The organism is Gluconobacter vitians, assembly GCF_015244565.1.
Classification (GTDB): Bacteria; Pseudomonadota; Alphaproteobacteria; order Acetobacterales; family Acetobacteraceae; genus Gluconobacter; species Gluconobacter vitians.
The window spans coordinates 60,359-74,373 of record NZ_JABCQG010000013.1 but is presented as its reverse complement, the minus strand read 5'-3'; the positions used below and the strand labels follow the sequence as shown (position 1 = coordinate 74,373).

Sequence of the window (14,015 nt, the reverse complement as noted above, 5' to 3'; positions counted from 1 at the left end):
GAAAGAGGGGGGATAAGGCCCCCTCCTTTTACAATCGGTCTTTAGCAGTTTCATAAACGGCACTTTTGTCGCGCTTGCCGACCGCGATCAAAAGAACCGTGATCTCCTGATCGTGGACCTGATACACCCCACGGATGCCATCATCACGCAGTTTGATTTTATAACAATTCGGTAAACCGCGAAGCTTGCTCTTTGGAACATGCGGGTTATGCAGGATCTTGCGGAGCTTTTTTACGAACCGCTCCGCAACGCTGTAATCCAGCGCGTACAGCTCATCCCTTACGACGTCCGGGATGTCCAGAGAGTAGATCGTCAAGGTTCACGTTCCTCATAATTTCCCCCGGGTTCTTCAGGCGTTTCTTGACCAGATCAAGAAGAACGGCGTCATCATCGCTCACGACTTCCTTGCGGATCGGCAGACGGTTGTTTCTGACGACATATTCAAGAACGTCCCGAAACAGGTCAGCAGGCGTCGTTCCGAGTTCCTTGACCTTCCTGAAGGACTCTTCTTTGAAATCGGCTTCAAGCCGCATTCCGAAATGGGCTGTGTTTGCAGTGATCTGGGGCATCGTGTCGGGATCTCTCTTTACTCTGCGGCACTCACCGGCACTCACCGGCACTCACCGGCACTCACCGGCACTCGCGTATCTTCTCTTTGGGACCGACTTACTAGAAATATCTGTTAAACATATGTTCAACAAAAGCAACACAAAAATCCAACAGGGCAAGCAAAACTTGTCCCTGAGTGGCGATGAAATGCCTTCAATTTTTTTTTGAAAGTCGCAGATAGGCCCGCGATGATCCTTCCAACATCTGGAGGGATCCATGCGACACCACTACCTACTGACACCCGTTCTTCTGCTGGCCCTCTCGGCCTGCGCCACCAAACCGCCAGAGCCTGTGGCAACAACAGGCATGGCCAACCCCGAACTTGCGCTGCAACGCGCCATTGCCACAACCGACGCGGATCTGGCTCAGCTCGGCACGTTGCGGCCGACCCCGCCTCCCATGACCCCGGACCCCGGCCTTCCCGCTGACCTCAAGCGTCAGGTCTGGTTTGTCTGGCAAGGCCCCCTTGAGCCTGCGGTCCGCAAGCTCGGCAAAGACATCGGCTACAGCGTGACCGCGTTTGGCCAGCACCGGAAGGTCATTGTCCAGATCAATGCCGTGGCCCCGGTGATTGACCACCTGCGCACGCTCGGCGAGCAGGCGGCAGATCAGGCCACCGTCTCTGTCGATCCCCTCTCCCACGCAATCTCGGTGACGTACCATGGCTGATCGCGCCCTGCTCTGCGGCCTCGCAACGGCTGCCTTCCTCGCATTCCCATCTTTCGCAGGTGCGGCCGACACTGGCACCATTATGCCGTCCACAAGCTCCCTTCCTCCGCCAGCCCGGAGCGGAACGCTCGTTTCCATGCCAAACCCACCTGAGCCGGGAGCGGATCAGATCAACGCCAATGATGAGGCCCTGGGCAACCCTGCCAATACCCCGGTCACGGGCGCGCTTCAGCTCGACCGCATCACAGGCGGCGACGCCCCACCGTCACTCGAAGCCTTGCAGGATGCTCGGCCGAATGATGAAGCCGGCGACGACCTCAAGCCAGGCCGGCGCGAGCAGATCCGGCAGGCCGCGCTGACCTACGGCGCACAGGGCGGACAGGCGGCACGCTCCTTCGCCATCAATGAAATGCTGCGCCACAACGAGCCGATCCTCGACACGACGTTCGATTTCCGCCCATTCGTCCTGCCGGTCAGTGATGGTCAGACGCTCATGCAGCCCCCGATCGTAAGCCAGGCGCAGATGGCCTTCGCCCTGAACGACACAGGCACCATCGCTCATGAAAGCCGCTGCGTCTTTGAGATTACCCGAGAGGCACAGCTTACGTCCGCCGCACCGAACTGGCGGACCTATCTCGTCCGCTCCTGGAACAAGCCACGTCATCCGGCCTCATCCGCTTTGCCTCACACGGACAAGGAAGTGCGGCACTGGAACGACTGGGTGGCTGAGGGCTGGGCATCCGGAGAAAAGGTGGCAGATGAGATCTACCTGTCCGATCTCTCCCGTCTTCAGCGCGACATCACGGGCATGGCCCGCTACCGCGTGCTTCTGCGGGCCGGTCGCGTCGAAGAGCCACGCGTGGTGTTCGAGAACCGTCAGGCCGTGGGCGGCGGCGACAGTCTGCATCTTGGCGACCGTGTCATCCGGATCACCGGACAGCCCGGCCTCCAGGCCCGCACCCGCGTCGCCTATCCGGAGGACTGCCGATGAGCGCCGTCCTCAAACTGCGCGACACCGAAACCTGGGTACACGAACGGGCGAAGCGCGAGTACCCGTGGGTTGCTGAAGCCCGGAAACATGCACCCGGTCTCGATGACTTCCTGAAATGGGCGCATGGCCTCGGCGCGTCGCGCATCGACCTGCTGACCGGACACCGTGCCACGCTCACGGTTCATGGCCGCAACCGCTACGCCACCATGGACCCCACGACATCGCTGGATCTCAAGCAGATCGTGGATCACGTCTATGGCGCGGACGGCTCGGCGCGCGTCCTGATCAGCCTTCAGCTCGATACGGCCTATAGCGTGACGCTCAACCGTCGTGAGTCCCTGCGCTTTCGTATCAACATCTTTCCCGTACAGACCATGCGCGGCCCGGGCATGAATCTTGTCCTGCGGCCGATCCCGACCCTGCCGAAGAGCCTGGATGAGCAGCGCGTCGAGCAGGAGATCCGCGACACGAACCTGCTCAGAAGCGGCATGGTGCTCACGGGAGGATCGACCGGATCGGGCAAGACCACGTTGCAGTTCGGGCTGATCCATGAGCGTCTGATGGATCCGACCGTCTCGTGCAACATCTCCACGGGCGAGCAGCCGATCGAGTTCCTTTTCGACAGCCTCAAGCCTCCTAACGGCAACCGGATCACCCAGACGGAGATCCGACCGCCAAACATGACGCCGCCGTTGTTTGTCGAAGGCTCCATGCGCCGCGAAAACTCGGATCTGGTGCTGGGCGAGTGTCGTGACGGCCCGACCATGGAGGCGGCCATCAACTGCGCCATCACGGGCGGCAAGCTTTCCACCACCATTCATGCCGACAACGGCCCCCTCATGATCCAGCGCTCCATTGCGCTGTGCCCCCGGGCCGAGCGGGACAATCTCGTCAGCGCTCTGGCGCAGTCGCTGCGTTTCGTCATCAACCAGCGTCTGTTGGATCGGGTCGGCGGCGGCCGTGTCGCGGTGCGTGAATACCTGACCTTTCATCAGGATCTGCGCCGTCAGCTCATGCGCACCGAAAGCGAGCTTTGGCCCGATCTCGTGGCTCAGGCCATCGACAGCGATGGCCAGAGCTATGCAGTCGCCATCCGCAAGGCCCTGGAAGACGGGCTGATCACCGAACAGACGGCCAATGAGGCCTGGAGGAGAGACGCCTGATGTGGCGCGCAACCGCAAAACCTGTCCGTCTGGCCATCCTTGATGGCCGGGCGTGTCTGCCGCTTCTCGTGACGGTCACGTACTGGAGCTGGACGACGCTGTATATCGGCGTTCTGGGGACCGCCCTGTTTGCAACGATCAGCTTCTTTGGCCTGACGCTGCCGGCGGCCCTCAGAACCGTCCGCCGCCTCATCACCGGCCCCGTCCGGTCCGGTCGGCCGACCTGGAAGCGGAGGCGCTACGGATGACGGCCTCTCCTGCCATCGGCGTGCTGTCAGACGTTCTGGTCCGGGCCATCGACCGCAAGGGCCTTGGCGTTCTGTTGAGCGATGCCACCAACTCAACCCCCTGCGCCAGCACGGTCGCGGCGTCCTGCAGCGGTTTCCTGCCAGCCTTCCTGATCACCGCCGAGGCGCTGTGGTTTGAAATGACCCGGCACGGCTTTGGCCTGAAGCTGGTCGATGATCCTGAAGCCGCGCTCGGCGTGAGCGTCATCGACCATGACGCGCAGTCAGCCGTCACGGTCCTGCTCTGCCTGCTCGATGTGCTGGACGCGCTCCCGGTTCAGAACGGCCAGATCAATCTGTGTGATCTAACCGGCCTCTGGCAGGCCAGTATGGCACGTCTTCAGCCTGTCTCCGTCCAGAAGGAGCAGGCCGCATGAAAGCCCGCCTTTTCTTTCCGTTGGCCCTCGCGGCCCTCATGGCGGCCCCGGCTGCCTCGGCCGAAGACGATGGCGGACGCCAGATTGCGGCCTGCCTGAAGGAGTCCGCTCATAACGCGCATGTGCCGACGGGTGTCATGCTGGTCCTGCTTTATGTCGAAGGCGGCCATCCCGGTCAGGCCGTACAGAATACCAACGGGACTTCCGACCTTGGCCCCATGCAGGTCAACACGATCCATGTTCCCGAGATTGCGCGGCACTGGCACACCACCCCGTCCCGCGCCTACGCGGCGTTGCGGAACAATTCCTGCGCCAATCTTGAAGCGGGCGGCTGGATCCTCGGTCAGGAAATGACCAAGGCCCGGGGCGACCTCTGGCAGGCCGTCGCGGGCTATCACTCCCATACGCCCCGCTTTGGCACGGCCTATCTGAAGCGCTTTTACGAGATTTCCCAGACCCTGATCCGCACCAGCCATCAAGGAGACCCGGCATGAGTGGCACAGTTTCGCGGTCCTCAGGCACACGCTCGTCCGGGGAAATTACCCTGATGCTGGCCGGTGTTGCGCTGTTGGGCATGGTTGTCCTCGCCTATATGGTCTGGTCAACATTCCACACCGAGATCAGCCGCTTTTACTGCAAGGCCCTGATCTGGCAGATCGGCATCCTGTCGCCGACGCCCGAGCTGGCGCATCTGAATATCCAGCTTCATCAGGCCCTGCACCATCCGGCATCCATTCGTCTGATTCAGCTCTATTACGGCCTGTCCATCGTCGGGATGCACCTTCGGTGGGTTGCGGTCCTGGTCGGTGGGATCTGCGCGGGCCTGTGCCTCTTCTTCGGAGAGAACAAGGCGCTGCGGGCCGTCCTCGATCTCGAAGGCCTGATTGCCGTGCAGGCAAAAATGTTTCCGACCCTGCGCGGGTTTGCCAAGCGCCGCGTAACCAGGCTTGTTGCGCCTTCCACCGGGGCACCCCTCCCGGCCGATCCGGCCCTGACGGCCGACGAGTGGCGCAGCCGCTTTGCCACAGCCGCTGATGGCAGTTTCAGTGAGGTTTGCGCGCAGGAGGCGTTCGAGCGTCAGCTCGGCCCGCACTACACAACAGCCGGACCCGTCGCGACCCCACCTGCGGCCCAGGTGCTCTTTGCGGCCTTTGCGCTGCACAAACTCAAGCGTCGCGATGAGGCCATGACCCTGCTCGGTCAACTGTCTGAAGGTCTGGCAGACGCAGGACTTGATGGCGATACCGGCCCGAAGGTCAGCCTGAAGGTGCCCGCAGACGTTTTGAAGACCGCGCAGGACTTCCTTGCAGACCCCGATATGCAAGCCGCGATCGCGCAGAGCTGTGACCGTCACGGATGGACCACGACCGCCCTCATGACGCTTCTGTGCGATGCCCGATTTGAAGCTGGCGTGCTGGCGCCTCCGGCGTTCGCCATCGTCAAGCTGATCGACCGGCCGCTTTGGTACGCCCTGCACTCCCTGGGCTACCCGAGCGAAAACCCCAACGAAGACGTGCATCCCAATCCCCGGATCGAAGCCGCTGGCGCCCGCGCCCACTGGTCCGAGGAACAGCGCCTGCATCGGCCCCTCTACATCCCGGTGCTTGATCGCGCCCTTTCCACGCTCCGCTCCACTTGGAAGACAGTTTCATGACCCGCATCATTCTCCAGCATGGCCAGAACGCACCCCTCACGCTCGACATCGAGGAGGGGAGCACGGCCCCGATCCATCTTCATTTCTCGCAAGCCCTGCCTGTCGCGGCCCCTCAGGCAGAGATCGCCCCGGTTGGACTTCAGGCCGCTCCGGCCAGCAGGATCCGCCGCTTTCTGCCGGTTGCCGCCACAGCCGCCGTCTGCGCGTGTCTGTTGCTCACCTTTGGCGGCCTACGCGCGTCAGCGCCTACGATGCCAGAGTCCGCGCCTCTTCCGCCCTTGCCCTCCAGCGGCCCGCTGGAGACTCAGCCGCAAGCTCAGGCACCCACGGCACCACAGCAGATCCTGAAGGCGCTGCATCAGCCCGCCCATCTGGAAATGCCGTCCCCAGCACCCACGCCGGCACAGGCCGGTTCGCCATTTGGGCTGGAGAACTAAAGCCATGACGGCTCGAAAGATTGGTGCCCCGCTTGGCCATCAGCAGGTCGAGCGGGGGAAGACATACCGCGACACGCGCCCGTTCTGGACTAAGACGAAGGAAGAGCTTCGCTCCCCGCTAGCCGGATGGCTTGGATTTGTGGGGGTCAGTCTCGGCTGGTTCGTTCCTGCCATTGATGGAGCCCTGATCCTCGCGGCTCCAGCCGTGGCAGCCTGGGTCGTCTTACGGCCCGAGCGTCTTCCGCTCCATATGCCGCGCTACAGCGGGCTGAAGGATGCGAACGATCTCAATCCCAAAGATCGCAAGGCCCGCCAGGCCAACGGCATTCTTTATCTCGGCACCGAGGCGCGCACCCGTCGCCAGCTCTGGATGTCTTCGGACGCAGCCCGCCAGCACGCTGCCATTCCGGGCACCACCGGCTCCGGCAAGACCACGGCCATTGTCTCCTTGATGACGAACGCTCTGGCGCATGGCTCCGGTTGCATCCTGGTGGACGCCAAGGGCGACAACACCGTCTATGGCGATGTGCTGGCCCTCGCACGCCGCTTCGGGCTCGATGACCAGGTGCTGGCGCTGAACTTCCTCGCCGCGTCCGGCACGCGGGATTCCAACACGTTCAATCCGTTTGCCACTGGAAACGCTGATGCCATCCGCGAAATGCTGGTCAGCCAGCTTGGCGAGCAGTCGGCCAATGATTCCAACGGCGTCTTTCGTGACCGTGCTGTCGGCCTCATCGGAACAGTGGTTCCGGCCCTCGTCTGGATGCGCGACACCCACGGCATCCCCATCAACATCGACGCGATCCGCTACGCCACCGACCTGCGCTGGATCGGCACCCTCGCGCGGCACAAGGTCTTCCTTATCCGCAATCCCGGATCCAATCAGGCCATCGAGCGCAGGGTCGAGGATATTCCGGACGATGTGCTGTGGCCGCTTCAGGCGTATCTCGGCGAACTGCCCGGCTATGATTCCTCTCTGGAATGGAACGCGCAGAAGGAAAACAAGCCGTCCGAGCAGCACGGCTATGCGAAGATGTATTTCTCGCGCGTCTTCACCCAGCTTGGCGTCAGCCTCGGGCATATCTTCAGCGCCGAGACGGCCGACATCATCATGCGCGATGTGGTGCTGAACCGCCGTATCCTGATCGTCATTCTGCCGTCTCTGGAAAACTCCTCGGACAGTCTGGCGGGCCTGGGCAAAATTGTCGTGGCCTCGCTGCGCGGCGTCATGGCCCAGCTTCTCGGGGCGAAGCTGCACGGCTCTGCCAGCGAAGTGTTCAAGCTGAAGGCCGGTGCCGGTGATGCGCCATTCCAGATCTTCTTCGATGAGCTGGCCGCCTATGTGACGGACGGCATGGACCGGATGCTCGCCATGGGCCGTGGCCTGAACTGCATGTTCTGGATCTCGTTTCAGGACTTACCCGGCCTGACGGCCCGGATTGGCGAAAAAGCCTTCTCGCTTCTTGGCAATGCCAATCTCACCCATGCGCTGCGGCTTCAGGATGCCATGAAGACCCGTGAATGGCTGGAACAGCAGGCCGACAAGGTGGAAGTCACACAGGCAACCCGCGTGGAGAACGATGGCTACGGATATTACAACGGCTCAGGCGCTGAGGTCCGCGAGGTCTCCCGTCTGCCCTGGAACGATCTGCAAAGCCTGATCGAGGGTGAGGCCGTCACGATGTTCGGCGGCCGGGTCATTCATTCCAAGACCTTCTTTGCCGACATCAATGGACGCTCAGGCGAAGTGCGCCGTGCCCGTCCGGTCATGCTGCCGTCTTCCAAGACCGGCCATGGTGTGGATCCGGATGCCGAGACCTGGGGCATTGTCGAAACGCTGGAAAATGGCGACTTCCAGATCGAGACGGCCAGCTCGGGCTTCCCGCCAGCGGTCGCTGCCCTGATTGGCAGGATCGCGAATGAGAACCTGCGCGACGGCAAGGCCCTCATGGGCGATGTGAGCACGCACCTGACGGAAATCGCATCGTACCTGCGGACCGTGACGACTCAGGGACGGGCGGAAGGAAATACGCCGTTTGCCGGGATGCTGGCTTGGGGCCGCGTGCATCGTGATGACAACAAGGATGAAAGCCTTGTTCCCGCCCAGCCCATGGATGGAGCGTTTCTGGGGAAGGTTGAACAACTGGAGCGTCTCGTGGGCAGTCGGACGGGCCGGACGCCCCGTCGGCGTGCTGTGCTAATTCTGGCGACGCGGGATCAGCTTAAGGTGCTCCCTGCCAACACACCCGGAGCGAAGGGGGCGGACGAAAAAGAGATACTGGCATCTTTCCGCAAAATTGGGGAGCGCCTTCAGGCGTAACATCGGTCTGCGCAAGACGACTTACGGGCAATGCAGAACGCTTCGAAAAGCTCGCATCTTCCCCAGCGAGCCAGCCATAATATCCAAGACAAAGCAGCCCTGATCCGCTGTGGTAGCTTTATCCGGCGACCAACGGTTTACTGTCCTCAGACACCAAATATGATGAGACCATCCGGATTTGGGCGAGTATTCACCTCGCCCTTCTCAAGAAGCCATCAACCAGGAAAGCCTCCAGGCGCCACAGCTCTTTGGGCATCTCTTTCTACTGCAGTCCAGCAAGAGGAGATATGCTGCTTCTTACAATACTCGGCGCAGGCTAATCCAAAAGAAAATAGAGTGCGCCTATAATTACGATCGGACACTTGATAACCGGCTGACAGTTGTCTCCACCCATGGAAATATGGCCGCTCAGCGTCCGAAACAAAACGTGCGGGTGCAGGTACTTGGTGAGGTTCAGGGACTACTAAAGGGTTCGCGCCGTTCGGGATCTGCCCACTATCAGCAAAATTTCTTAAAAAGGCAGAGGTAGAAAACGGCCTAGCAGGGTCATAATTTAAACCCAGATAATTGCGAAGCCTTATATATTCTTCCCTGTCTATTAAAGTGTTAAATTCAAGGTTTAACGCCCCGTAAAAGATAAATGCAAACGGGTTTGCACCGGTAGCCCCGAAAAGTAGAGCTAAGGGTCTATCATTCTCTCCGGATTCTCTCGTGAATACTACCGAGAACCGTACACCATTTCTCTCGTAGGGAAAAACGCATCGCTGAATGCCCTGATTAACCATGCTATTTAGGAGGGGCCGAAGCTCATTCATCGCAACCATGACACGTCTCTTTACTGCAGAGTTTTTGAGCTTCGGAACAAGCCCTTACAGTTCCACTTTTGTTCTTTGTGAAAACATTTCAAGTGTTTGGGGCGGTTTTTTCTTCAGTCTTGAAAGCGTTCACTAAGCTTAGCCGGAAGGAGAGAGATGCTCCGAAAGCTTCATTACCCGCCTTGCGCGCAAGTCGCGCTCTTCTTGAGACGCAACAGAAGCATTGGCTGCCAGAAGCTCCCCGATCTGACGGTCAAGATCTTTCAGTCTCGGTCGGGCCGTTTTTTCCATTGTTTGCACTTGCACGCGGTTAGCCATCTCGCGCCCAAAGTCCCGGCCTTCCTGCGCCATTTCCTCCTGCATCTTACCAAGGCGGATCAACTCCTGAACGTGCTTCTCCCGTTCCTCCTGCGAGGTGAAGGGCAGATCCATGCCAAGCGCCTTGTAGGGCTTGTTGGACATGCCCTTGGCCACATGGTTCCACAGATCATCACTGGTGATCTCCGTCGTATCACCGAGCGCGCGCCCGTTGCGCACGGCCTCAAACGTCGCGCCATCTGAGATCATGGTCCAGGTCGTGCCCTTGGCCCGGCTTTCTGCCACGTAGGACGTAAACCCGGTTGCCGTCGCCACGCCTCGCGGAAGGGCGTTGATATGTTCGTCCGACGTGAGGCCTTGGGCCGCATCAATGGTCATGGCATGGCCGAAGCCAAGCAGGATCCGGCCGGTCTTGTGGTCCTTCAGCCGACGCCATTCAACGTCTGCCTCCCGCCCGTCCTTCATCCGCACCTTCAGGCCGTCCTTGCCGTGCGAGACAACCTCCACGACATCGCCGTTGTTGCCAACGGTGGTCCCCTTTCCTTCGACCGCCCCCCAGGTGCGCCGGAACAGGCGCAGCCTATCGCCAGCAGCGACCTGAAGCTCATAGGCCTCGCCGCGCTGATCGACCGCATCCAGCGTCACTTCGTCCCGGGAGATTTCGCCACGGTCCTGCAGGATCCTACGCACGGCGCGGCTGAGGTCGGCCGCGTCCTGGTTGGTCAGGGCCGACATGCTGATCCCGCGCTTTGATCCGGACGCGGCCAGAGCGTCGCGGCGCGTGACATAAAGCTCGGCAATCTTTTGCAGAACCTCGTCCTGATCGCCGCCGACCAGACGGATGGTGCCGTCTTCGCGCTTCATGTCGATGGCGCGGCGGACTTCCTCAAAGTGAAAGGCGTTGCGCGGATCGTCCGCATTTTCCTGATCCCGGTTGGCATAGGCGGCCTTTCCTTTGGGTCGAAGCGCGTCCAGTGCATCCGCATCTGGTGTCTCGCCACGGAACAGTCCGGCAATCTCACGATTGCGGGCCGTTGTCTGGCGGACCGTGGACAGCAGCTCCGGCATATCCTCCTTGGCCAGAACCCTGCGCAGGATCTCGACAGTATCACCGGCCTCAATGGATTGAGCCTGCTCCCGATCGCCCAGGGCCTTGATGGTGCAGCCGCTCGCGCGTTGCAGCTCCAGAAGCTGAAGCATCTGGCGCGGTGCGATCTGGCCGACCTCGTCAATGACCAGCACCGTGTTCTCGTCCACGGTCTGCTCACCTTTCTCAAGGCGGCTGAGGAAGGGCATCATGGCGTAGCGCTGATGGATCCCGGCATCGCCAAGCGCATCCGCCTGACGCCAGGCCGTCGCAAGACCGATCATCTCACGGCCCTTCTCCGAAAACCGGGTGTCCCGCCTCCAGGCGTCCACGAGCGGCTGAAGCAGCGTTGTCTTGCCAGAGCCGGCAACACCCGTGAGCATCGAAATCTTTCCGGCCTTCCCCAGGGCGTAGATCGCCGCCTTCTGGGACTGGCCGTGTTCGTTGTCGAAATCGAGGTCGCATCGCGCGATGGCCTCTGTGAGTTGGGCGTCCGAGAGGGAAGCACTGCGATCTGCCGAGGCCCGAACGGCCTCCTTGGCAAGGGTCTCCTCGACACGGATCTGTGCCGTGTTCGTCACGCGGACCCGGTCATTCTTCACGCACGACACAAGGCTGACCTGTTCGCCTCTAACCTCAAGGCCTTTGTCCTCGATCAGTTTGACCACCTGGTCGATGTCTTCAATGCCCCCGGGGATGCCCGCTCCAATGAGGCCGCGAGCGGCATACATCCTCAGCTTGTCGTGATCGAGAACGGCCGCCGTCTCAAATTCCTTTCCGAGATGCTTGGCCGCGAACACATAGGCCTGCTCATGCCGGTCCGCGACAGATACCTCCTTGGCCTCAGCCGTGCCCATGACGCTGTGATGCTCCCAGCCAATCGCGGCGGCCCGTTCGCGCCAGGCCTGAACGTCGTCAGCGGATTCATTCTTCTTCTGCCTGTGCGCCAGACTGGCGGCCTTGAGCATCTTGTTTTTCAGCTCGGCCGTCATGGTATTCCAGTCGTGCCCCTCCTTCTCGGCATAGGCCCGAGCGGATCGCGTCACCTCGGCCGTGCGGCTGGAAAAAGCGTCACAGGCCTCCTGCGGAACGGCGGAGATAACGGTCGCCTGCTCCTTGGCGTCGTAGGACTGCTCGATCCCGAGCTTGCGAAGCTCATCCGCCAGTTCCGCCTGGAAGAAGGCGCCGAACTCATGCACGCGGGAGCGCAGGCGTTTTGTGTCCAGCGAGCCCACATGCCCGCTCTCGGTCACAACCACATTGTAGAGCGAGTTATGGATGTGCATCTGCGGATCGCCCCCGGTCGGGGCCTCACGCAGATAAGTCGTATCGGTCTCGGCATCATGCAGGGTCAGGGTCGGGCGAGACGTGCGGTGACGGTAGGACGTCCAGGCGACCTCCCCGGCTTCTTCTCCGTCTTCCCCACCGTGACCGCGTCGGGCAAAGCCCAACTCGCGGGCCACATACTGCATGGTCGCGTCATTGGCCCGCTGAACAGCGTTCCAGATTGCGGCCCCTTCGGCCTGTGTTGGCGCGAACTCGGCAGCCAGTGTGACCGATTTATGCGGGGCCATGGTCAGATCATAGGCGCTGATCTTTCGCTTCGCCTGAGACCATTGCTCACCATTGTCAGCGCGCTTTCCCTCGAACAGGGCCGCAAGTGTTTCGGTTGTGGGCATGGCCCGCCGATCCACGCCGAGCACGTCCGCCATCTGCTGGCTCATACCCGGATTGAACGAGGCCCGGCCATCACGGCCGAGGTAGTAGTTCGTAAGGCGCTGACCGTCGCCGTCAGGCACTTTGCCGGTGTCCGTGCGGAAATCATGCTCCGGATCCGGTGCCCCTTCGGTAAAGTAGGCGGCCACGAACTTGCCGTTACACTCCGCCGAAATCTTGCGGAAGGTCATCATGACGTGCGGCCGTCCTCTGTCTTCGGACGAACCTTACGGCCTTCAAGGAGGTCATTGTTGCGGGCGGTCGTGTGGTCGATGCGCCTGATGACCGGCTCCTGATCCTTCATCAGCTCGACCAAGCGCGCAAGAATGTCGTCCAGTGTCGGGCCGTCTCCCTTCTCCGACGGCGTCAGAATCTCGATCAGGATACTCAGCTTTTCGCTGATGAACCGGATCTCCTCGCCCTGTTCGTCAGAGCGGGTGAGAAGGTGCTGAAGAAGCTCCCGATCCGAAACATCGGTCTCGGGAGCGCGGTCGGGGGTCTGAGTCTGATCTGTCATGAGGGCAGGATAGAAAGCCCTCATGCGACTGAGATCATTTCGTCAGGCCGTTCCCTCTCCTTCTGCGCGGTGCTGGCCGCCTGCATGACCCATTGCGCCAGTCGAGTGCTCAGAGAGATGGCCTGATCAAGCTGTTGGCAGCAGGAATTTTCGGTCACGGCCTTGTTCAGGATGACGTCCTCTGTTCGGAAGTTCCGCCACAAGGAGCCGACGAGTTGGGCAGAACTCACCAACGCCTGCACATCGGCCTGATCAACCTCGACAAGGATTTCTTCCAGATCTCGCGCTTCGATGTGAAGAGGCCGACCCGGCAGGTTCAGAACCATATACCGGCCTGGCAGTCGGAGCCTCTCTCTAAGCCGCATCATCTCGGCTCCCTCAACACCGGCCCGAGCACGGTCTTTGCCGAGGTAGGAGCCTGTCTCGAAAACTTCCGGCAAGACCACATCGGTAACCCATCGACGGAAGGCCTTTGCGTGAGGACAGCGAGAAACAAAGGTGAGGTGAAGGGCACCACTTCTGCTGACCGCGTTGACCGTCTGCAAACCTCCATGGGTCATCATCTTCATTGAAGTGTGCTCGTCATCATCCAGCCGCAGCATTGCATCGCGTGAATTCGAGAGCCCCAGTACCATGCAAACCTGGCTCGCCCGGAGCCAGAGTTTACCTTCGTGAACCACGCCCTCCAAACAGTGGTTTTGAAACATAAACTCGGTGGTACGGGCAGCATCATGAACTGGCTCTGCGGCGACAAATCCCGCTTCGGTATCCGTGTCCTTAGTCATGGATGGTCGGCTCCTGATGAGGCAGGCCCCTCACTGTGAGGTGGGCTTCTCTTCCTCTTTCGGCTGCCATGGTGCCGGGCCATTCTGCGACTAAGATGCCTGAAAGAAACGGCCTTGCACGCTTTGGAGACAGCAAAGGGCGTCGTTAGTTCCGACGCCCTTCCAAGCCCGCACGGCGGAGCCGTCCGCACCAACGGTGCAATGGTCTATGAAGAAGCTCTTTTCTTTGCCTCATAGTTGCCTCGTTAATTCTCAATCTCGCCTCGTAGT

15 protein-coding genes are annotated in these 14,015 nt (G+C 60.8%); 9 read left to right on the top strand and 6 right to left on the bottom strand.

Going from position 1 to position 14,015, the window contains the following annotated elements:
• Positions 1-28 precede the first annotated feature (28 nt).
• Both HKD24_RS10795 and HKD24_RS10790 read right to left on the bottom strand, forming a co-directional pair.
• Positions 29-316, bottom strand: a complete 288-nt coding sequence (locus HKD24_RS10795; RefSeq protein ID WP_265589065.1) for a type II toxin-antitoxin system RelE family toxin — start codon at positions 314-316, stop codon at positions 29-31.
• Positions 273-569, bottom strand: a complete 297-nt coding sequence (locus tag HKD24_RS10790; protein WP_194258207.1) for a type II toxin-antitoxin system RelB/DinJ family antitoxin — start codon at positions 567-569, stop codon at positions 273-275. The genes HKD24_RS10795 and HKD24_RS10790 overlap by 44 nt, the downstream gene beginning before the upstream one ends.
• A gap of 256 nt (positions 570-825) precedes the next feature.
• On the opposite strand from HKD24_RS10790, the gene HKD24_RS10785 reads away from it, so the two are divergent.
• Genes HKD24_RS10785 through HKD24_RS10745 form a run of 9 tightly spaced genes read left to right on the top strand, consistent with a single transcriptional unit; the run spans position 826 to position 8,507 of the window.
• A complete protein-coding gene (locus HKD24_RS10785; protein ID WP_194260286.1) occupies positions 826-1,278 on the top strand; it encodes a DotD/TraH family lipoprotein in 453 nt (150 codons plus the stop codon).
• Positions 1,271-2,269, top strand: coding sequence for a type IV secretory system conjugative DNA transfer family protein (locus HKD24_RS10780; protein WP_194260285.1), 999 nt, complete (start codon positions 1,271-1,273; stop codon positions 2,267-2,269). The genes HKD24_RS10785 and HKD24_RS10780 overlap by 8 nt, the downstream gene beginning before the upstream one ends.
• Positions 2,266-3,432, top strand: a complete 1,167-nt coding sequence (locus HKD24_RS10775) for a type IV pilus twitching motility protein PilT (protein ID WP_062501828.1) — start codon at positions 2,266-2,268, stop codon at positions 3,430-3,432. The genes HKD24_RS10780 and HKD24_RS10775 overlap by 4 nt, the downstream gene beginning before the upstream one ends.
• Complete coding sequence (gene icmT / locus HKD24_RS10770; RefSeq protein WP_015074953.1) at positions 3,432-3,680, top strand: IcmT/TraK family protein; 249 nt, start codon at positions 3,432-3,434, stop codon at positions 3,678-3,680. The genes HKD24_RS10775 and icmT overlap by 1 nt, the downstream gene beginning before the upstream one ends.
• Positions 3,677-4,096: a hypothetical protein gene (locus HKD24_RS10765; protein WP_194260284.1), complete on the top strand. Its 420-nt coding sequence runs from the start codon at positions 3,677-3,679 to the stop codon at positions 4,094-4,096. Before icmT ends, HKD24_RS10765 begins: the two co-directional genes overlap by 4 nt.
• Entirely contained in the window at positions 4,093-4,590 is a 498-nt protein-coding gene (locus HKD24_RS10760) for a lytic transglycosylase domain-containing protein (protein WP_061500976.1), read from the top strand. Before HKD24_RS10765 ends, HKD24_RS10760 begins: the two co-directional genes overlap by 4 nt.
• Positions 4,587-5,750: a secretion/conjugation apparatus DotM-related subunit gene (locus tag HKD24_RS10755; protein WP_194260283.1), complete on the top strand. Its 1,164-nt coding sequence runs from the start codon at positions 4,587-4,589 to the stop codon at positions 5,748-5,750. Before HKD24_RS10760 ends, HKD24_RS10755 begins: the two co-directional genes overlap by 4 nt.
• Positions 5,747-6,187 carry a hypothetical protein gene (locus HKD24_RS10750; protein ID WP_194260282.1) on the top strand — a complete coding sequence of 147 codons (441 nt, stop codon included), beginning with the start codon at positions 5,747-5,749 and terminating at the stop codon, positions 6,185-6,187. Before HKD24_RS10755 ends, HKD24_RS10750 begins: the two co-directional genes overlap by 4 nt.
• A gap of 4 nt (positions 6,188-6,191) precedes the next feature.
• Positions 6,192-8,507 carry a type IV secretory system conjugative DNA transfer family protein gene (locus HKD24_RS10745; RefSeq protein WP_194260281.1) on the top strand — a complete coding sequence of 772 codons (2,316 nt, stop codon included), beginning with the start codon at positions 6,192-6,194 and terminating at the stop codon, positions 8,505-8,507.
• Positions 8,508-8,722: 215 nt separating this feature from the next.
• On the opposite strand, the gene HKD24_RS15595 is transcribed toward HKD24_RS10745, so the two are convergent.
• From HKD24_RS15595 to HKD24_RS10730, 4 genes are all read right to left on the bottom strand, one after another.
• Positions 8,723-9,322 (bottom strand): DUF6037 family protein, encoded by a 600-nt coding sequence (locus HKD24_RS15595; RefSeq protein WP_407646370.1) that lies wholly within the window; start codon positions 9,320-9,322, stop codon positions 8,723-8,725.
• A 138-nt stretch (positions 9,323-9,460) separates the two neighbouring features.
• On the bottom strand, positions 9,461-12,637 hold the full coding sequence (gene mobF, locus HKD24_RS10740) for a MobF family relaxase (protein ID WP_194260280.1): 3,177 nt from the start codon (positions 12,635-12,637) through the stop codon (positions 9,461-9,463).
• The gene (locus HKD24_RS10735; protein ID WP_194260279.1) at positions 12,634-12,984 is read right to left on the bottom strand and encodes a hypothetical protein; all 351 of its coding nucleotides are present in this window, start codon (positions 12,982-12,984) and stop codon (positions 12,634-12,636) included. The genes mobF and HKD24_RS10735 overlap by 4 nt, the downstream gene beginning before the upstream one ends.
• Positions 12,981-13,745, bottom strand: coding sequence for a BRO-N domain-containing protein (locus HKD24_RS10730; RefSeq protein WP_194260278.1), 765 nt, complete (start codon positions 13,743-13,745; stop codon positions 12,981-12,983). The genes HKD24_RS10735 and HKD24_RS10730 overlap by 4 nt, the downstream gene beginning before the upstream one ends.
• Positions 13,746-14,015 lie beyond the last annotated feature (270 nt).